This window comes from Pseudaeromonas aegiceratis (assembly GCF_046254905.1).
GTDB classification, from domain to species: domain Bacteria; phylum Pseudomonadota; class Gammaproteobacteria; order Enterobacterales; family Aeromonadaceae; genus Pseudaeromonas; species Pseudaeromonas aegiceratis.
The window spans coordinates 3,465,123-3,482,032 of the sequence record NZ_CP158016.1 but is presented as its reverse complement, the minus strand read 5'-3'; the positions used below and the strand labels follow the sequence as shown (position 1 = coordinate 3,482,032).

At 64.4% G+C, this 16,910-nt stretch carries 17 protein-coding genes; 7 read left to right on the top strand and 10 right to left on the bottom strand.

Going from position 1 to position 16,910, the window contains the following annotated elements; genetic code table 11:
* Nucleotides 1–8: 8 nt before the first annotated feature.
* Together ubiE and crcB are read right to left on the bottom strand one after the other, a co-directional pair.
* On the bottom strand, nucleotides 9–755 hold the full coding sequence (gene ubiE / locus ABHF91_RS16295; protein ID WP_409421280.1) for a bifunctional demethylmenaquinone methyltransferase/2-methoxy-6-polyprenyl-1,4-benzoquinol methylase UbiE: 747 nt from the start codon (nucleotides 753–755) through the stop codon (nucleotides 9–11).
* A 61-nt stretch (nucleotides 756–816) separates the two neighbouring features.
* Entirely contained in the window at nucleotides 817–1,191 is a 375-nt protein-coding gene (gene crcB / locus ABHF91_RS16290) for a fluoride efflux transporter CrcB (RefSeq protein ID WP_409421279.1), read from the bottom strand.
* A gap of 202 nt (nucleotides 1,192–1,393) precedes the next feature.
* On the opposite strand from crcB, the gene ABHF91_RS16285 reads away from it, so the two are divergent.
* The gene (locus tag ABHF91_RS16285; RefSeq protein ID WP_409423145.1) at nucleotides 1,394–2,050 is read left to right on the top strand and encodes a 7-cyano-7-deazaguanine/7-aminomethyl-7-deazaguanine transporter; all 657 of its coding nucleotides are present in this window, start codon (nucleotides 1,394–1,396) and stop codon (nucleotides 2,048–2,050) included.
* 382 nt (nucleotides 2,051–2,432) lie between these two features.
* The gene (gene polA / locus ABHF91_RS16280; RefSeq protein WP_409421278.1) at nucleotides 2,433–5,174 is read left to right on the top strand and encodes a DNA polymerase I; all 2,742 of its coding nucleotides are present in this window, start codon (nucleotides 2,433–2,435) and stop codon (nucleotides 5,172–5,174) included.
* A gap of 365 nt (nucleotides 5,175–5,539) precedes the next feature.
* On the opposite strand, the gene yihA is transcribed toward polA, so the two are convergent.
* A complete protein-coding gene (gene yihA / locus ABHF91_RS16275; protein WP_409421277.1) occupies nucleotides 5,540–6,190 on the bottom strand; it encodes a ribosome biogenesis GTP-binding protein YihA/YsxC in 651 nt (216 codons plus the stop codon).
* Between the two features lie 104 nt (nucleotides 6,191–6,294).
* On the opposite strand from yihA, the gene ABHF91_RS16270 reads away from it, so the two are divergent.
* Complete coding sequence (locus tag ABHF91_RS16270; RefSeq protein ID WP_409421276.1) at nucleotides 6,295–6,882, top strand: DNA-J related domain-containing protein; 588 nt, start codon at nucleotides 6,295–6,297, stop codon at nucleotides 6,880–6,882.
* Here ABHF91_RS16270 and ABHF91_RS16265 read toward each other — a convergent pair.
* The 3 genes from ABHF91_RS16265 to ABHF91_RS16255 form a co-directional block, all read right to left on the bottom strand.
* Complete coding sequence (locus ABHF91_RS16265) at nucleotides 6,879–7,502, bottom strand: LysE family translocator (RefSeq protein WP_409421275.1); 624 nt, start codon at nucleotides 7,500–7,502, stop codon at nucleotides 6,879–6,881. The two genes, ABHF91_RS16270 and ABHF91_RS16265, sit on opposite strands and share 4 nt — an antisense overlap.
* Before the next feature lie 46 nt (nucleotides 7,503–7,548).
* Entirely contained in the window at nucleotides 7,549–8,220 is a 672-nt protein-coding gene (locus tag ABHF91_RS16260; protein WP_409421274.1) for a DUF3334 family protein, read from the bottom strand.
* 96 nt (nucleotides 8,221–8,316) lie between these two features.
* Nucleotides 8,317–8,553: a hypothetical protein gene (locus ABHF91_RS16255; protein WP_409421273.1), complete on the bottom strand. Its 237-nt coding sequence runs from the start codon at nucleotides 8,551–8,553 to the stop codon at nucleotides 8,317–8,319.
* Nucleotides 8,554–8,747: 194 nt separating this feature from the next.
* On the opposite strand from ABHF91_RS16255, the gene yihI reads away from it, so the two are divergent.
* The 4 genes from yihI to ABHF91_RS16235 all read left to right on the top strand — a co-directional run bounded on the left by yihI (nucleotide 8,748) and on the right by ABHF91_RS16235 (nucleotide 12,604).
* A complete protein-coding gene (gene yihI, locus ABHF91_RS16250) occupies nucleotides 8,748–9,314 on the top strand; it encodes a Der GTPase-activating protein YihI (RefSeq protein WP_409421272.1) in 567 nt (188 codons plus the stop codon).
* 39 nt (nucleotides 9,315–9,353) lie between these two features.
* Nucleotides 9,354–10,721: an oxygen-independent coproporphyrinogen III oxidase gene (hemN, locus tag ABHF91_RS16245; protein ID WP_409421271.1), complete on the top strand. Its 1,368-nt coding sequence runs from the start codon at nucleotides 9,354–9,356 to the stop codon at nucleotides 10,719–10,721.
* A 171-nt stretch (nucleotides 10,722–10,892) separates the two neighbouring features.
* Nucleotides 10,893–12,005 carry an alanine dehydrogenase gene (ald, locus tag ABHF91_RS16240; protein ID WP_409421270.1) on the top strand — a complete coding sequence of 371 codons (1,113 nt, stop codon included), beginning with the start codon at nucleotides 10,893–10,895 and terminating at the stop codon, nucleotides 12,003–12,005.
* 128 nt (nucleotides 12,006–12,133) lie between these two features.
* A complete protein-coding gene (locus ABHF91_RS16235; protein ID WP_409423144.1) occupies nucleotides 12,134–12,604 on the top strand; it encodes a glycine zipper 2TM domain-containing protein in 471 nt (156 codons plus the stop codon).
* A gap of 62 nt (nucleotides 12,605–12,666) precedes the next feature.
* Here ABHF91_RS16235 and add read toward each other — a convergent pair whose 3' ends face one another.
* From add to ABHF91_RS16215, 4 genes are all read right to left on the bottom strand, one after another.
* Nucleotides 12,667–13,671, bottom strand: a complete 1,005-nt coding sequence (gene add / locus ABHF91_RS16230; RefSeq protein ID WP_409421269.1) for an adenosine deaminase — start codon at nucleotides 13,669–13,671, stop codon at nucleotides 12,667–12,669.
* Nucleotides 13,672–13,777: 106 nt separating this feature from the next.
* Complete coding sequence (glnG, locus tag ABHF91_RS16225) at nucleotides 13,778–15,202, bottom strand: nitrogen regulation protein NR(I) (RefSeq protein ID WP_409421268.1); 1,425 nt, start codon at nucleotides 15,200–15,202, stop codon at nucleotides 13,778–13,780.
* Between the two features lie 9 nt (nucleotides 15,203–15,211).
* Nucleotides 15,212–16,264: a nitrogen regulation protein NR(II) gene (gene glnL / locus ABHF91_RS16220; protein ID WP_409421267.1), complete on the bottom strand. Its 1,053-nt coding sequence runs from the start codon at nucleotides 16,262–16,264 to the stop codon at nucleotides 15,212–15,214.
* An 83-nt stretch (nucleotides 16,265–16,347) separates the two neighbouring features.
* Complete coding sequence (locus ABHF91_RS16215; RefSeq protein WP_409421266.1) at nucleotides 16,348–16,884, bottom strand: DUF4124 domain-containing protein; 537 nt, start codon at nucleotides 16,882–16,884, stop codon at nucleotides 16,348–16,350.
* Nucleotides 16,885–16,910: the final 26 nt, after the last annotated feature.

Here is a 16,910-nt window from a genome sequence, read left to right as displayed (position 1 = left end):
TTCCTCGTTTAGAACTTGTAGCCGCGGTGCAGGGCGACCACGCCCTGGGTCAGGTTGTAGTAGCTGACCTCCTCGAAGCCGACGTTTTCCATCATGCCCTTGAGGGTCTCCTGATCCGGGTGCATGCGGATGGACTCAGCCAAGTACTTATAGCTGTCGCCATCCTTGGTCACCAGCTGGCCGATGCGCGGCAGCACGTTGAAGGAGTAGAGATCGTAGACCTTGCTCATCAGCGGCTGGGTGGGCTTGGAGAACTCCAGCACCAGCAGGCGGCCACCGGGCTTGAGCACCCGGAACATGGAGGCCAGGGCGGCTTCCTTGTGGGTGACGTTGCGCAGGCCGAAGCTGATGGTGATGAGATCGAACTGGTTGTCCGGGAAGGGCAGGGCCTCGGCGTTGGCCTGCACGTAACGGATGTTGTTCACCAGCCCCAGGTTGCGCAGCTTGTCGCGGCCCACCTTGAGCATGGAGTCGTTGATGTCGGCCAGCACCACCTCGCCCTTGTCCCCCACCATGCGGGAGAAGCGGGCGGTGAGATCCCCGGTGCCGCCGGCCAGATCCAGCACCTTGTGACCGGGGCGCACGCCGGCGCAGTCGATGGCAAAGCGCTTCCACAGGCGGTGAATGCCGAAGGACATCAGATCGTTCATCAGATCATACTTGGCGGCCACCGAGTGGAACACGCCGGCCACCAGGGCCTCTTTTTCTCCTTCGGCCACCTGGGTAAAGCCGAAGTGGGTGGTTGCTTCTGTCATACCTACATCCATGGTTCTTGCGAAATCGACCGAGTTTACCGCAAAAGGGGGGTGAGGGGATCTAGCCGCGGTTGATCATCCACTGCATGCCCAGCCAGGTGAGGCTGAGGCACAGGCAGACGTTGACCAGCACGTTGAGCGCCCCCTTGAGCCAGGCCCCCTGCTGCAGCAGCACCAGGGTGTCCAGGGAGAAGGAGGAGAAGGTGGTTAGCGCCCCCAGCAGCCCCACCATGACGAGGGGGCGCCAGGGCTGGGCTTCGATATAGCCCTGCTGGACCGCGCCTATCATCAGGCCCATGATGAGGGAGCCCAGCAGGTTGACGCTCAGGGTGCCGTAGGGAAAGGCGCGGCCCAGCAGGCTGGCCATCAGTTCGGTGAGACTAAAACGCAGACAGGCGCCAATCGCGCCACCACAGGCAACAAACAGATACGTCATGGGATCCTCCCTGATTAAGCTGCCAAGGATCCCGGCTGGCGCCGGCCTTGTCAACGGCGGGGAGAGCGGGATGATCCGCCGGATCCCGATTGATCCTTGCCGCCTCTCCTAAACTGCGTATAATGCGCCGCCTTGCCTGCTTCCAGCGGGCAGATGGGTTCCCTCACCCCATCGGATTGCACATCAAAAAGGACACAATATGCTGCCTGTTATCTCCGCGCCCTACCGGACGGCGCTCATTCGTCTGGCTTTGTTCCACGTGGCTGTGATTGCCGCCAGTAATTACCTGGTGCAACTGCCCATCAGCCTGTTTGGGCTGCACACCACCTGGGGGGCCTTCAGCTTTCCGTTCACCTTCCTGGCGACGGATCTGACGGTTCGCCTGTTTGGCGCGGCGCTGGCACGGCGCATCATATTGACGGTCATGTTGCCGTCCCTGCTGCTCTCCTATTTGCTGGGGGTGCTGTTTATGCAGGGGCAGTTCCAGGGATGGTCCCAGTTGCTGGCGCCCAATCCCTTCGTGGCGCGCATCGCCTGCGCCAGCTTCATGGCCTACCTGCTGGGGCAGATCCTGGATGTCTCCATCTTCAACCGCCTGCGCCAGCTGCGCTGGTGGTGGGCGGCGCCGGCGGCGTCCACCCTTGTGGGCAATCTGCTGGATACCCTGGCCTTCTTCGGCATCGCCTTCTGGCACAGCTCGGATCCCTTCATGGCCCGGCACTGGCCGGAGATAGCCACCGTGGATTACGGCATCAAGCTGTTGATTAGCTTAGGGTTGTTTGTACCGGCCTACGGGGTGCTGCTGCGCTATCTCAGTCGCCGGTTGCTGGGCCAGTCGAGTCTGTCTCTGGCTAGCTGATGTTTTTTACAGCAGGATGTCAGCCTTGTGATCTGTCGCACGTCGCCGGTATCGGGGTCGTGCAAAATATGGCCTCTGCCTCAGGGCAGAGCCAAACAGGACGGTTTGTGGCACGCCACACCGTCTCCCCCCGAAAGGTTGTCCACATTTTCGTGTCGGCGCCTGACGGAAGAGCGCAGTTAGCGTTCACTATCTAAGTCCTTGTAGTTTAAGACTTATTATCAAAGAAGTTGACTGACGTCGCCCTTGTGACGCCAGCGATGGCCCCTGTCTTCAACAGAGATATCCACAGCTTTTGTTCGTTATGCACAGGCGTTCCCTTGGTTCATCCCCCGCCCTGTGGCATCCTTAGCGCCACCTCGTCAGTTGCAGGATCCTCGTCATGACAACCGCTGCTCCCCTCATACTGGTGGACGGATCGTCCTACCTCTATCGCGCCTTCTTTGCCTCCCAGCAGGCCAACCTGCGCACCGCCGACGGCCGCCCCACCGGCGCCGCCCGGCTGATGACCAACATGCTGCGCAGCCTGCTCAAGCAATACCCGGAATCCCCGGTGGCCGTGGTGTTCGATGCCAAGGGCAAGAGCTTCCGCAACGACCTGTATGCCGACTACAAGGCCCATCGTCCCCCCATGCCGGACGACCTGCGGGCACAGGTGGCCCCCATCCACGCCATCGTCCAGGCCATGGGGCTGCCCCTGCTGATCATCGACGGGGTGGAGGCGGACGACGTCATCGGCACCCTGGCCTGCCAGGCCACCCAGCAGCGGATCGATACCCTGATCAGCACGGGGGACAAGGACATGGCCCAGCTGGTGTCCGAACATGTCACCCTGATCGACACCATGAAGGGGGAGACCACGGATCGTCAGGGGGTGGTGGATCGCTTCGGCGTGCCCCCCGAGCTCATCATCGACTACCTGGCCCTGATGGGGGACAGCAGCGACAACATCCCCGGCATGCCCGGCGTCGGTCCCAAGACGGCGGTGGCCCTGCTGAGCGGCCTGGGGGATATCGAGGTGGTGGCGGCCAACCTGGAGCAGGTGGCGGCCCTGGGCTTTCGCGGTAGCAAGACCTTTGCCGACAAGTTCCGCGAGCACCTGGAGATCATCCGCCTCTCCCGCACCCTGGCCACCATCAAGACGGATGTTGAGCTGCCCCTGGGCATCGCCGATATCGGCCGGCCGGCGCCGGATCTGGCCGCCTTGCAGGCCCTGTATGGCGAGCTGGAGTTCAAGGGGCTGATCGAGGAGCTGGGCGGTGCCGTGGCGGCCAAGGCCGCGAGCCAGGCCGAGTTGCCGGACGCACCCGCCGAGCTGGACTATCAGACCATACTCACAGAGGCGGCCTTCGCCGACTGGCTGGCCCGCTTGCAGGCCGCGCCCCTGTTTGCCTTCGATACCGAGACCGACGGCCTGGACTACATGCAGGCGAAGATCGTCGGCGTCTCCTTTGCCATTGAGGCGGGGCAGGCGGCCTATGTGCCCCTGGCCCACGACTATCTGGGGGCGCCGGCTCAGCTGGACCGCGACTGGGTGCTGGGCCAGCTCAAGCCGCTGCTGGAGGATCCGGCCCGACCCAAGGTGGGCCAGAACCTCAAGTTCGACCGCAACGTGCTGCAGAACCACGGCATCGATCTGCGGGGCATCGCCTTCGACACCATGCTGGAGTCCTATGTGCTGGATGCCACCGCCACCCGGCACAACATGGACGATCTGGCGGACAAGTACCTGGGCCACAAGACCACCACCTTCGAGGAGATCGCCGGCAAGGGGGTCAAGCAGCTGACCTTCAACCAGATCGAGCTGGAGAAGGCCGCCCCCTACGCCGCCGAGGATGCCGACATCACCCTGCGGCTGCACCAGACCCTGTGGCCGCGCCTTGAGGCCGAGCCCAAGCTCTCCGAGCTGTTCACCACCACAGAGCTGCCGCTCATCGGCGTGTTGGCGGACATGGAGCTCACCGGGGCGCGGATCGACAGCCAGCGGCTGGGTGAGCAGAGCCTGCAGCTGGCGGCCCGGCTCAAGGAGCTGGAAGCCCAGGCGCACCTGCTGGCCGGCGAGCCCTTCAACCTCTCTTCCACCAAGCAGCTGGGGGAGGTGCTCTACACCAAGCTGGGCCTGCCGGTGCTGAAGAAAACCCCCAAGGGGGCGCCCTCCACCGCCGAAGAGGTGCTGGTGGAGCTGGCGGAGAACTACGAGCTACCGCGGCTGCTGCTGGAGCATCGCTCCCTGGCCAAGCTCAAGTCCACCTACACCGACAAGCTGCCCCTGATGATCAACCCCGCCACCGGCCGGCTGCACACCTCTTATCATCAGGCGGTGACCGCCACCGGGCGGCTCTCCTCCTCCGATCCCAACCTGCAGAACATCCCCATCCGCACCGAGGAGGGGCGGCGCATCCGTCAGGCCTTCGTGCCGGCGGCGGGCTACAAGCTGGTGGCGGCGGATTACTCCCAGATCGAGCTGCGTATCATGGCGCATCTGTCCGGGGACGAGGGACTGCTGAAGGCCTTTGCCGCGGGCCAAGACATCCATCGCGCCACCGCCGCCGAGGTGATGGGGGTGAGCCCGGAGCAGGTGACCAGCGATCAGCGCCGCAACGCCAAGGCCATCAACTTCGGCCTCATCTACGGCATGAGCGCCTTCGGCCTGGCCAAGCAGCTGGGCATTCTGCGGGGCGAGGCCCAGCACTACATGGACAGCTACTTTGCCCGCTATCCCGGGGTGCTCACCTACATGGAGCGCACCCGCCAGCAGGCAGAGGAGCAGGGCTACGTGGAGACACTGTTCGGCCGGCGCCTCTATCTGCCGGACATCAAGGCCCGCAACCAGGGGCTGCGCAAGGCGGCGGAGCGGGCGGCCATCAACGCCCCCATGCAGGGCACGGCGGCGGACATCATCAAGCGCGCCATGCTCAAGCTGGCGGACTGGATAGCACAGCAGCCCGCCGGCAGCATCCGCATGCTGATGCAGGTGCACGATGAACTGGTGTTCGAGGTGCAGGAGGATCGGGTGGACGCCTGTCTGCCGATGATCCGCCAGTTGATGGGGGAGGCGGCCAGTCTGGATGTGCCGCTGGAGGTGGGGATCGGGGTGGGAGATAACTGGGATCAGGCCCACTGACAAAATTTATGATGGTCTGGGAACTTTTTCTCGAAACCCCTGACTAACCAGTTATATGGAAATTGGACCATTTTGTTGACCCCGCCTTGTGTGGGGTCTTTTTTTTTGCCTGCCGTTTGTCGGCGCCATGAAAATGGTCTCAATCAAGTTATGGAAAAATAAAGAGAAATAAACCGTTTTCAGGATCTTTTCAGTCCCGGCTGCCTTGGTAAGATGGGTCGCGTAGGGTATAGAGGTAAGATGTTCTATCAATCAGACCTTTAATTTTTCACCTAGTGTGAGAGCTTAAACTAGCTGCCCCGATGCGTTTGCACCGGGGTTTTTTTATGGGCGAGTGCCCGGCAAGCGGAGTGACGTGGCGGGGATCAGGCGGGGTCGACGAGGTCGTCGTCTTGCTGGGTTTCGATATCCTGCTCCAGGTACCAGCGGCTCAGCACCTGGCTCACCAGCTCAACACCTATGCCTTTCAAGGAAGAGAAGGCCTCCACCTGCACCTCACCGCCAAACTCGGCCACCTGACGGCGCACCTGCTGGACGATATTCTTGCGCGGGCCCGGGTTGAACTTGTCACACTTGGTCAGCAGTGCCAGCACCTTGATGCCGTTGGCGGTGGCCCACTCCAGCAGCTGGGTGTCGGTGTCCTTCAGCGGGTGGCGGATGTCCATCAGCAGCACCAACCCCTTGAGGGAGTCACGCTTCTGCAGGTATTCGGACAAGGAGGCCTGCCACTTGCGCTTCATCTCCTCCGGCACCTGGGCATAGCCGTAGCCGGGCAGATCCACCAGGCGCTTGCCCGGTTCCAGCTCGAACAGGTTGATCAGCTGGGTGCGGCCCGGGGTCTTACTGGTGCGCGCCAGCTGGCGTTGACCGGTGAGGGCGTTGAGGGCGGAGGACTTGCCGGCATTGGAGCGCCCTGCAAAGGCCACTTCCACCCCGTCGTCATCCGGCAGGTGCCGGATATCCGGGGCACTGGTCACAAAGTGGACCTTTTGAAAGTTCAGGGTCTGGTTTTCCAAGGTGAAGTTCCCCGTGGTCGGTCAAAGGAGGGCCGGGCTGGTTGACGCCGTCGCGCCCGGCAGCCGAACATAATAGCATGACTCAGCCGCCAGTGGATCGTCCCGTGTGCCCGCCCGTCCCGTCCTTTGCCGACGATAATCCCCTGTTGCTGCCCCTGCTGGCCCGACTGCAAGCGGCGGCGGGACCCTGCAAGCTGCATGAGCTGATGACACAGCTGCAGGCCGAGGGGCTGCTGCCCCAGGGACTGGCCGGCGATGCCCTGGGCCTGTTTCGCACCAACTTCCTGCTGATGAACGGCCTGTACCAGCTGCAGGGGCTCTTGTCCCGACAGGGGGCCTGGCTGGCGGTCAGCCCGCTGGATCTGCGTATCGAGCCGGGAGGGGCGGTGCATGGCGGCCTGCTGGCCCCGGATTCCCTGCGAGATTACTACCTGGATTGGCAAAACCTGTGGCAGACCGAGGCGGTGGAGGTCGAGGCCCTGCTGGCGGGCTTCTGGCAGGCCTTCTGCCGCCGGGTAGCGCCGGCGGCCAGGCTGGCGGCACTGGCGGTGCTGGAGCTGCCAGAGACGGCCTCCCAGGCCGACATACGTCGGCGCTGGAAGGCCCTGGCTCTGGCTCATCACCCGGATCGCGGGGGGGAGCTGGCGCGCTTTCAGGCCATTGAGCTGGCCTGGCGGACGCTGCGGGATTAGCGCTCGATCACCAGCAGGCGCAGGGCCAGGCCGGCGAACAGGGTGCCGGCGACCCGGTTCATCCAGCTTTCCGCCTTGGGCTGACGGGCAAACCAGTTGCCCACGCGGCCGGCCAGCAGGCTGATGAGGCCGAACACCAGCAGGGCGCAGAGGATGAAGAGGCCGCCCAGCAGCAGCAGCTGCGGCGCCAATGGGCCATTGTCTGGCTGGGTGAACTGGGGCAGGAAGGCCAGGAAGAAGATGGAGACCTTGGGATTGGTCAGGTTCATCAGTATGCCCCGCCGATAGAGGGCCTGGGACGACAGTTGGACCTGCTCGCGACTGAGCCCCTGAGCCCCGGCGCGCCAGGCACCCCAGGCCAGGTAGAGCAGGTAGGCGGCCCCACACACCTTCAGCAGGGTGAAGGCCAGGGCGGAGGCCTGGAACAGGGCGGCGACCCCCAGGGCCACGGCGGAGGTGTGGACTATGAGGCCGGTGGCCAGGCCCAGGGTCACCAGGTAGCCGGCCTTGGGGCCCCGCAACATGGCCTGGCCCAGCACGAACAGGTTGTCCGGGCCCGGTGCCAGGCAGAGCAAGAGGGCACTGGTGAGAAACAGCAGCAGGGTGTGGGGGTCGAGCATGAGGCCTCCTTGGCAAAACAAAGGCCGCCTGTCGGCGGCCTCGGCATCATAACCCCAGGGAGGCGAGCAGGTCATCCTGCTCCGAGCTGTCCGGCTTGCTGTTGGCCTGGGCCGCCTTCTGGCTGGTACCCGCCAGGATGGCATCCGGATCCACCTCTTCGGGCTGGAACTCGTGGAGCTGGATGAACTCTGTCCTGTCCATGGCCAGCTCCAGATAGAAGATGTTGTTGCGGGCGGTGTAGAAGGAGACCCGGCGGGCCTGGGGCCGATCCAGGTTGGTGTCCACCGAGATCAGCACCTGCTTATTGAGGGTCAGCATCTTGGGCTGGCTCTGGTTGATGGAGGTCTGCAGCTGCTGGCTCACCTTGCCGGTGAAGTCCCCCAGTATCTGGTTCATCAGCTCGCCCATGACGTTGCCCACCTCGTCGGAGGTGTGCTGGGTGGCCAGCTCCTCCTGGGGGATCCCCATGCTCATCAGGTAGCTCTGGTAAACCTCCATGGCGGCGGCGGCGGTGAAGTTGATCACCACCAGGCCGGAGAAGGCGCCGTCGAACAGCACGAAGCAGCCCAGATCGGGCTTCAGGGAGGTCTTGTGGATGCGCTGCACCATGGGGGAGTAGTTGATGTCCAGTCCGCTGGCGGTGCCCAGCACCTCGGTGACGGAGTTACACAGCTTGACCAGAATGTCTTCTGTGGTCACGGCCTCGTTCTTTTTCATGATGTATCCCTTGAGGAACAGGCACCAGGGCACCTGAGGGGCAGTGTCGTTATAAAATTCTAGCCACAATAGTCCGGGCCCGATATGGCGTCCAGCTTAGCGACGCCGCCGGTTGAGGGCGGCGGTCACCACTATCATCTGATGGGGGATGATGCACACCAGCCCCAGCAGGATGATCAGGGTGTCCACCCCCAGTCCGCCCAGGCTGACGTACCAGTCGGCGGGGAGCAGGTGCAGCAGCCCGAAGTGCTCTATGATGCCCCAGGCCAGCAGCAGGGAGCCGATGATGTTGAGGATGTGGGCATACAGGGGGATGGGAATGCGCTGAGCCATGGCGAGCCTATGCTTGATGAGGGTGAAGGCCGGATTCTAACGCCCTTTGCCCGGGCCCTGACAAGCGCCGGGATGCAAAAGCGTGGCCGCCGTCCTGCCGCAGTTTGGACATGCCTTGGGTGGCTCGGCCTTTCGTGGCACAATATCGGCCCGCCGGCCCAGGGCCGGTCAACTTGATTCATTCGGAGAGCGTCATGAAAACCAGCCCCAAACCCGCCGCCCGTAAGGGGGCGCCCAAACGTGAGTCTGAAGAGCAGGCCCGGGCGGCCCGCGAGCGCAAGCGCGCGGCCAAGCACAAGGGGCTCAAGGCCGGCAGCCGGCACGGCGAATCGGCCCATGACGACCAGGCCAAGCGGGGCGCCCAGGGCCAGGATCCCCGGGTGGGCTCCCGCAAGCCGGTGAGTCTGTCTCCGGCCGTCGCGCCGGCCAAGCCTAAGCCCAAGCCCCAGGCCAAACCGGCGGCCACCGCCAAGCCGGATCCCGCCGCCCTGGAGAAGGAGCTGCTGGCCATCGAGAACGATGAGCGCCTGAGCCGTCTGCTGGATCGGCTGGACGAAGGCCAGCCCATCACCAGCGAGGAACAGGACTGGGTGGATGGCCAGCTGGCCCGCCACCAGGCGCTGATGGCCGAGCTGGGGCTGGATGACGAGGATGAGGACGACGAGCCGGGCGAGCACAGCGAGGAGCTGTGGCAGCGCTTCATGGATGACAATTTCGATCCCAATGCCCTGGGGGACGAGCCCCACAGCGGCAAGCAATAAGGCGGCCTGCCGGCCGCCGCAGATCTGAGAGGTAGCATCGTGCATCCAGTCCAGTGGGATGAGGCACTCATCCAGAAGTACAACTACAGCGGCCCCCGCTACACCTCCTATCCCACGGCCCTGGAGTTTGACGAGGGCTTCGGTTATCCGCAGTTCCTCCAGGCGGCTGCGCAGTATCCGGCGCGGCCCCTGTCGCTGTATGTGCACATCCCCTTCTGCCACATGCTGTGCTACTACTGCGCCTGCAACAAGCTCATCACCCGCCAGACCCAGAAGGCCGCCGAGTATCTGGACTACCTGGCCAAGGAGATTGCCCAGCTGGCGCCGCGCTTTGCCGGCCGCACCGTGACCCAGCTGCACTGGGGTGGCGGCACGCCCACCTATCTGAATCACGACGAGATCCGCCAGCTGATGGGGCTGCTGCGTCGGCACTTCCGGTTCGCCGACACGGCGGAGATCAGCATAGAGGTGGATCCGCGGGAGATCGCCCTGGATACCCTGGATCTGCTCAAGGAGGTGGGGTTCAACCGCCTGAGCATAGGGGTGCAGGACTTCGATGCCAAGGTGCAGGCGGCGGTGAACCGGGTGCAGGACAACGACTTCATCCGCGCCATGCTGCAGCGGGCCGATGCCCTGGGCTTTGCCTCCACCAACCTGGATCTCATCTACGGGCTGCCGCTGCAGACCCCGGAGAGCTTCCTGCATACCCTGGAGCAGGTGGTGGCCATGCGGCCGGGACGCCTGTCGGTGTTCAACTACGCCCACCTGCCGGCCCGTTTCCCGGGGCAGCACAAGATCAAGGACGAGACGCTGCCGACGCCGGCCCAGAAGCTGGTCATGCTGCAGCAGACCATCGCCTTCCTCACCGAGGCGGGCTACCAGTACATCGGCATGGACCACTTCGCCCTGCCGGAGGATGAGCTGGCCCAGGCCCAGCGCCGCGGCGAGCTGCACCGCAACTTCCAGGGCTACACCACCCAGGGGGAGTGCGATCTGCTGGGGTTGGGGGTCTCCTCCATCAGCATGCTGGGGGATGCCTACTCCCAGAACCAGAAGGATCTGAAGGTCTACTACCAGCAGGTGGACAGCCTGGGCCATGCCCAGTGGAAGGGCTGTGCCCTGAGCCGGGACGATCTCATTCGCCGGGACGTCATCAAGGCGCTGATCTGCAACTTCCGCCTGGCGTTTGCCGAGATAGAAGAGCGCCATGGCCTGCGCTTTGCCGACTACTTCGCCGAGGATCTGGCGCTGCTGCAACCCTTCGTGGCCGATGGTCTGGTGACGCTGGACGCCGACGGCATCCAGGTGAGCGCCACCGGTCGCCTGCTGATCCGCAACATCTGCATGTGCTTTGATGTCTACCTGCGTCAGCGGGCCCGCCAACAGCAGTTTTCCCGGGTGATCTGACGGCCGGGGCCTAAGTGCCCCGGCGGTTTATTGCTCCACGCCTTTATCCTCTCCTCAGCCCGTTGGCCTTTCCACCGCGGGCCATTTGGCGACCCCAGTCGCCAAGGGCTACACCTAGATCCAAGGGGATGACCGGCGGCGGGTGCGCCGCTCCGTGTGGAGGGTTGCGGTATGCGGGTGGGGATTCCGAAGGAGATCAAGGCGCAGGAGTACCGGGTCGGCCTGGCGCCGGCCGGGGTCCGTGAGCTGGTGGCCCATGGCCACGAGGTGCTGGTGGAGCGGGGGGCCGGGGAGGGCATCGGCATGGCCGATGCGACCTATGGGGCTGTGGGCGCCCGCTTGATGCCCGATGCTGCCAGCCTGTTTGCCGAGGCCCAGCTGGTGGTCAAGGTCAAGGAGCCCCAGCCCGAGGAGTGCGACTATCTGAGTCCCGGCCAACTGCTGTTCACCTATCTGCATCTGGCGGCGGCCCCCGCCCTGACCCAGGCGCTGTGCGCCAGCGGCGCCAGCTGCATCGCCTATGAGACGGTGACCGCCCCCGATGGCAGCCTGCCCCTGCTGGCCCCCATGTCCGAGGTGGCCGGCCGCATGGCGGTGCAGGCCGGCGCCTTCTATCTGGAGAAGCCCCAACAGGGCATGGGGGTGCTGCTGGGTGGGGTACCCGGGGTGCCGCCGGCGGAGGTGCTGATCCTGGGGGGCGGCGTGGTGGGCAGCCATGCCGCCATGATCGCCTGTGGCATGGGGGCCAGGGTGCGGGTGCTGGATCGCAACCTGACGGTGTTGCGCCGTCTGTGGCGTCAGTTTGGCAATCAGCTGGAGACGGAGTTTGCCACCGCCGAGGCGGTGGAGCGGCACTGCCTGACGGCGGATCTGGTGATCGGCAGCGTGCTGGTGCCCGGTGCGGCGACGCCACGGCTTGTGAGCCGGGAGCTGGTGGGACGGATGCGACCCGGTGCCGTTCTGGTGGACGTGGCCATCGATCAGGGCGGCTGTTTTGCCACCTCTCGCCCCACCACCCACGGGGATCCCGTGTTTCTGGTGGAGCGGGTGCTGCACTATTGCGTGACCAACATGCCGGGGGCCGTGCCCCGCACCTCTACCTTCGCCTTGAACCACGCCACCTTGCCGTTCGTGCTGGCGTTGGCAGCCCAGGGGCTGGGGGCCCTGCGGCGGGATCCGTATCTGGCGGCCGGGCTCAACATCCACGGCGGCCAGATCACCCACGCCGGGGTGGCCGATTCCCTGGGGGCGGCGTATATTCCGCCGGCACAGGCCCTGTCGTAACGGCAGTCAGGCTGGCGTAAGCTTGCCTATGCTTTACTTTGTCAGGGCCGCCAGTGGGGTTGCAAACGACCCCCCATTCCTTTAGGTTCAGCGAGTTGGCCTGTTCGCCGAGGAGTCTCAAGATGCAGATGCAAAGAGCAAAATCGTTGTTATGGGTTATGACGGCCGCCCTGGCGGTGACCGGATGTGCCAATCAGAATCTCTACTCCGGGGATGTGTATACCGCCGGGCAAGCCAAGGAGGTGCAGACCGTGGTCTATGGCACCCTGGTGTCGGTGCGGCCGGTGAAGATCCAGGCCGGGAGCGATGGCCTGCTGGGCACCCTAGGGGGTGCCGTATTGGGTGGCGTGCTGGGCAGTGCCGTGGGCTCGGGCAAGGGCAAGGATCTGGCCACCGCTGCCGGCGCCGTGGCCGGTGCCGCGGCGGGCAAGAAGGCCCAGGAGTCCATGGATCTGGTGGATGGCGCCGAGCTGGAGATCAAGAAGGACAGCGGCGATATCGTGGTGGTGGTGCAGGGCGCCAATACCGCCTACCAGCCCGGTGCCCGGGTGCGCATGGTGCAGTCCGGCAGCAAGGTCACCGTCTCCGTGGTGCAGTAGTCCCGCCTCGGGTTAAACAAAAAGGCGCCGTATGGCGCCTTTTGCGTCTGTGATGCTGGTCGTCAGGCCCGTGCGCCGGCCTGTGCTTGCAGCTGGCGCTTCTCCTCTGGGCTCAGGAAGGCCAGGGTCAGGCCATTCTGTTGGCACTGACGGATCTGCTCGGCGCTGAGGCCCGCCGCCGGCGCCGCCACCCGATACTCGTGGGGCAGGTCTATGCCTTCCACCGCCGGATCATCGGTATTGAGGCAGGCCAGGATGCCGTGGGCCAGGAACTGGCGCAGGGGATGACGGGCGAGATCGGCGACCGTGCTGGTCTGCAGGTTGGAGGTGAGGCAGGATTCGATGCCGATTCCCCGGGCGGCCAGGTAATCCAGCAGGGTCGGGTCTTCGATGGCTTTCACGCCATGGCCGATACGTTCGGCCCCCAGGGCACGCACCGCATGCCAGATGCTGTCGGCCCCGGCGGCCTCGCCGGCATGGACCGTGATGCGCAGACCGGCATCCCGTACCTGGCGAAAATGCGACTCGAACAGGGGACCGGGGAAGCCCAGCTCGTCACCGGCCAGATCCATGGCCACCAGATCCTGGGCATGGGTCAAGCAGGCGTCCAGCTCCTGTTGGCAGGCGGCCTGGCCAAAGGTGCGGCTCATGATGCCGATGAGGTTGGTCTTGATGCCGAAGTCCCGGCTGCCGGCCCGCACGCCGTCTATCACGGCCTCCACCACCCCCTGGGGCGCTAGGCCGTGGGTCATGGCCATGTAGCCCGGGCTGAAGCGCAACTCGGCATAGTCGATGCCGGCCAGCTTGAGATCTTCCACATTCTCGTAAGCCACCCGGCGGCAGGCGTCGTAGTCCGCCAGCACCTTGACCCCCCAGTCCAGCTTGGCGAGGAAGGCCACCAGGCTGGCTTCCTTCTCCACGATCTGTACGTGGGGGCGCAGGGCTTCCAGCTCGCTGGCGGGCAGGCTCAGGCCATGCTGCAGACCCAGTGCCAGTATGGTTTGCGGGCGAATGTTGCCGTCCAGATGGCGGTGCAGATCGGTGAGGGGGAGGCGGGGATCAAACATGGCGATTCCAAAACAGGATGGGGGAATCGGCCCATTGTAGCCGGGAAGGCGTGGCTTGGCACTGCGCCACGAATGAGGCCGGCTTGTGAGGCCGGCCTCAGTGGGGTCATGACATGTCCAGCTCTTTGAGCTTGCGGGTCAGGGTGTTGCGGCCCCAGCCCAGCAGGCGTGCGGCCTCCTGCTTGTGACCGTGGGTGTGCTGCAGTGCTGTGTCCAGCATGATGCGCTCGAACTCCGGCAGGGCTTCGCCCAGGATATCCACCTCGCCACGGGCCAGCTTCTGGGCCACCCATTGCTGCAGCTGATCTTGCCAGCGCAGTGAGACGGGCTCGTCGCCCCGGCTGCTGATGGGACGCTCCTCGCTGGGGCTGAGCAGCTCGGGGGGCAGATCGGAGACCAGCACCTCCTGTCCCGAGGCCATGACGGTCAGCCAGCGACAGACGTTCTCCAGCTGGCGCACGTTGCCCGGCCAGGCCAGGCGGCCCAGGTAGGCTTCGGTGTCCGGGTGCAGCAGCTTGGCCTCGACGTTGAGCTCCTTGGCGGCGCGCAGCAGGAAGTGCTGGGCCAGGCGGGGGATGTCTTCCCGCCGTTCCCGCAGGGCCGGCAGATGTACCCGGATGACGTTGAGACGGTGGAACAAGTCCTCGCGGAACTCGCCATCGTGTACCCGCTGCTCCAGATCCTGGTGGGTGGCGGCTATGATGCGCACGTCCACCTGCACCGGCTGATGACCACCGACCCGGTAGAACTGGCCGTCGGCCAGTACCCGCAGCAGGCGGGTCTGGACGTCCAGCGGCATGTCGCCGATTTCGTCCAGGAACAGGGTGCCGCCATTGGCCTGCTCGAAGCGACCGTGGCGCACGTTGTTGGCCCCGGTGAAGGCACCCTTCTCGTGGCCGAACAGTTCAGACTCGATGAGTTCCTTCGGGATGGCCGCCATGTTGAGGGCGATGAAGGGCTTGGCCGCCCGGGGACTGTGCTTGTGCAGGGCATGGGCCACCAGCTCCTTGCCGGTCCCGGACTGGCCGTTGATCAGCACAGAGATGGAGGAGCGGGCCAGCCGGCCGATGGCGCGGAACACCTCCTGCATGGCCGGCGCCTCGCCGATGATCTCTGGGGCGGCGCTGGAGGGCTGCAGCTTGGCCCGGCGCTTGTTGCGCTGCTCCTTCAGGTGACTCTCGGCGCGGTGCACCAGGGCCACGGCCTCGTCGATGTCGAATGGCTTGGGCAGGTATTCGAAGGCGCCGCTTTGATAGGCATTGACCGCGCTGTCCAGATCCGAGTGGGCGGTCATGATGATCACCGGCATGTCCGGTTGCCGCTCCTGGATCTGCTGCAGCAGGGTGAGACCGTCGATGCCGGGCATGCGAATGTCGGACAGTATGACCTCGGGGCTATCCTGTTCCAGCTGGCTGAGCAGGCTCTCGCCATCCTCGAAGCTCTGGCACTCGAATCCTTCGGCGCTGAGCGCTCGCTCCAGTACCCAACGGATAGAGCTGTCATCGTCCACAATCCAGACTTTGGCTGCCATATGATTCCCTTACTTGCGAAGCGGTAGATAAATACAGAATTCGGTGTGACCGGGCCAACTGACGCACTCGATGCGTCCCTTGTGCTGGTCGATGAGGTTCTGGGCGATGGACAGTCCCAGGCCCGTGCCGCCCTCCTTGCCCGTCACCATGGGGTAGAAGAGGGTGTCACGGATGGCCTCGGGGATTCCCGGGCCGTTGTCTATGATGCGGATCTCCGCCGCCAGCCGGTAGCGCTTGCCATGGATGGTGATCTGGAACACGGTGCGGGTCTTCAGGCGGATGGCCCCCTGATCCCCCATGGCCTCGGCGGCGTTGCGCACTATGTTGAGAAAGGCCTGTTGCAGCTGATCCGGCTCCATCTCGAAGTCCGGGATGCTGGGGTCGTAGTCGCGCTCTATCTTGATGCCGGGCGGCAGTTCCAGCTCCACCAGGCGGCGCACCTGTTCCAGCACTGAGTGCACATTGTGTACCTGATGGCGACCGGGACGTTGCGGCCCCAGCAGGCGATCCACCAGGTTCCGCAGCCGGTCGGCCTGGGCGATGATGATGCCTGTGTACTCTTTGAGGCCCTCTTCCGGCAGTGCCTTCTCCAGCAGCTGGGCGGCACCACGCAGTCCCCCCAGGGGATTCTTGATCTCGTGGGCCAGGCCGCGCACCAGATCCCGGGCGGCCAGTTGCTGGGCGTGCTGCTGTATCTCCTGGCTGATGCGCTTCTGCTGGTCGATCTTGCGCAGCTCCATCAGGGCCAGCTGTTCATGGTTCTCAAACACCGCCATGACGCTGACTTCCACCAGCTTGGCTTCGCCCTCCACCACCAGGGTGACTTCGTTGTCGGTGAAGCCCTGGCCGATCTTCAGACAGGCGCGCAGCCGCTCCAGATCCAGCGACAGGTATTCCACCACCTGCTCCAGGTTGTGCTCCAGCAGCCGGCGGGCGCTGACACCCAGCAGCTGCTCGGCGGCCGGGTTGACGTAATGAACCACCATGTTGGTATCCAGCAGCACCACGGCGGTCAGCAGGTTATCCAGCAGGGTCTTGGGCAAGTCAGGACGGGTTTCCACGACCTATCTCCCTAAAATGATGCAACGCACCAAAAAGGACTTTAAGTCTACCCGTTATAGTGCGGTTAACCAGCGCTATTGACTCAAGGGGCCCGGTTTAGCACGGACGCCTTATGCAGGTAGACGGTGATGGAAGAGGAGGATGCAAGTACCTTGCCGTCTTTAGCCAGAAGTTGAAGCTGGATCTGATGGGCTCCGCGTTCCACATTACTCAATGAAACCGGTAACTGATTGGTCAGCGTGCTGGTCTCCTGGCCATCCAGCAGCACTTTTATCTGAAAACCCTGCTTGGGGGTAAAAGGAAGCACTTGAGCCTTCAGGGGGATCTTGCCCTCGTTATCCCGAATCGTGTCCTGATCCTTGGGGCTGGTCAGCGCTATGGTGTAGGCGGTGGCGGCCGGCTCCTGGGACTGGCTCATGTCGGCACGGCTGGTCTGAACTGGGGCAGCTCGTGCCGGCTTGCCCTTGGGCGGCGTCGCCAGCTGTAAGGTTTCTGACTCTCCTCCTGGCTGAGGCTGATCCGAGTAGTGGACGACACCCTGGGCATCCACCCAACGGTAGACGGTTTGACCGGCCTGCAGGGGCAGGGCGAGGCAGAGCAGCAACCAGGCAAGACGCATGGGGTTCCTCCTTGAGAATGAAAAGC

What these genes read in the sequence shown, in the direction of transcription:
- yihI (WP_409421272.1), top strand. Translation starts at nt 8,748, where the DNA reads ATGAAAACCAGCCCCAAACCCGCCGCCCGTAAGGGGGCGCCCAAACGT.
- ABHF91_RS16260 (WP_409421274.1), bottom strand. Translation starts at nt 8,220, where the DNA reads ATGAAAAAGAACGAGGCCGTGACCACAGAAGACATTCTGGTCAAGCTG.
- ABHF91_RS16265 (WP_409421275.1), bottom strand. Translation starts at nt 7,502, where the DNA reads ATGCTCGACCCCCACACCCTGCTGCTGTTTCTCACCAGTGCCCTCTTG.
- ald (WP_409421270.1), top strand. Translation starts at nt 10,893, where the DNA reads ATGCGGGTGGGGATTCCGAAGGAGATCAAGGCGCAGGAGTACCGGGTC.
- ubiE (WP_409421280.1), bottom strand. Translation starts at nt 755, where the DNA reads ATGACAGAAGCAACCACCCACTTCGGCTTTACCCAGGTGGCCGAAGGA.
- ABHF91_RS16215 (WP_409421266.1), bottom strand. Translation starts at nt 16,884, where the DNA reads ATGCGTCTTGCCTGGTTGCTGCTCTGCCTCGCCCTGCCCCTGCAGGCC.
- crcB (WP_409421279.1), bottom strand. Translation starts at nt 1,191, where the DNA reads ATGACGTATCTGTTTGTTGCCTGTGGTGGCGCGATTGGCGCCTGTCTG.
- polA (WP_409421278.1), top strand. Translation starts at nt 2,433, where the DNA reads ATGACAACCGCTGCTCCCCTCATACTGGTGGACGGATCGTCCTACCTC.
- ABHF91_RS16255 (WP_409421273.1), bottom strand. Translation starts at nt 8,553, where the DNA reads ATGGCTCAGCGCATTCCCATCCCCCTGTATGCCCACATCCTCAACATC.
- glnG (WP_409421268.1), bottom strand. Translation starts at nt 15,202, where the DNA reads ATGGCAGCCAAAGTCTGGATTGTGGACGATGACAGCTCTATCCGTTGG.
- add (WP_409421269.1), bottom strand. Translation starts at nt 13,671, where the DNA reads ATGTTTGATCCCCGCCTCCCCCTCACCGATCTGCACCGCCATCTGGAC.
- ABHF91_RS16235 (WP_409423144.1), top strand. Translation starts at nt 12,134, where the DNA reads ATGCAAAGAGCAAAATCGTTGTTATGGGTTATGACGGCCGCCCTGGCG.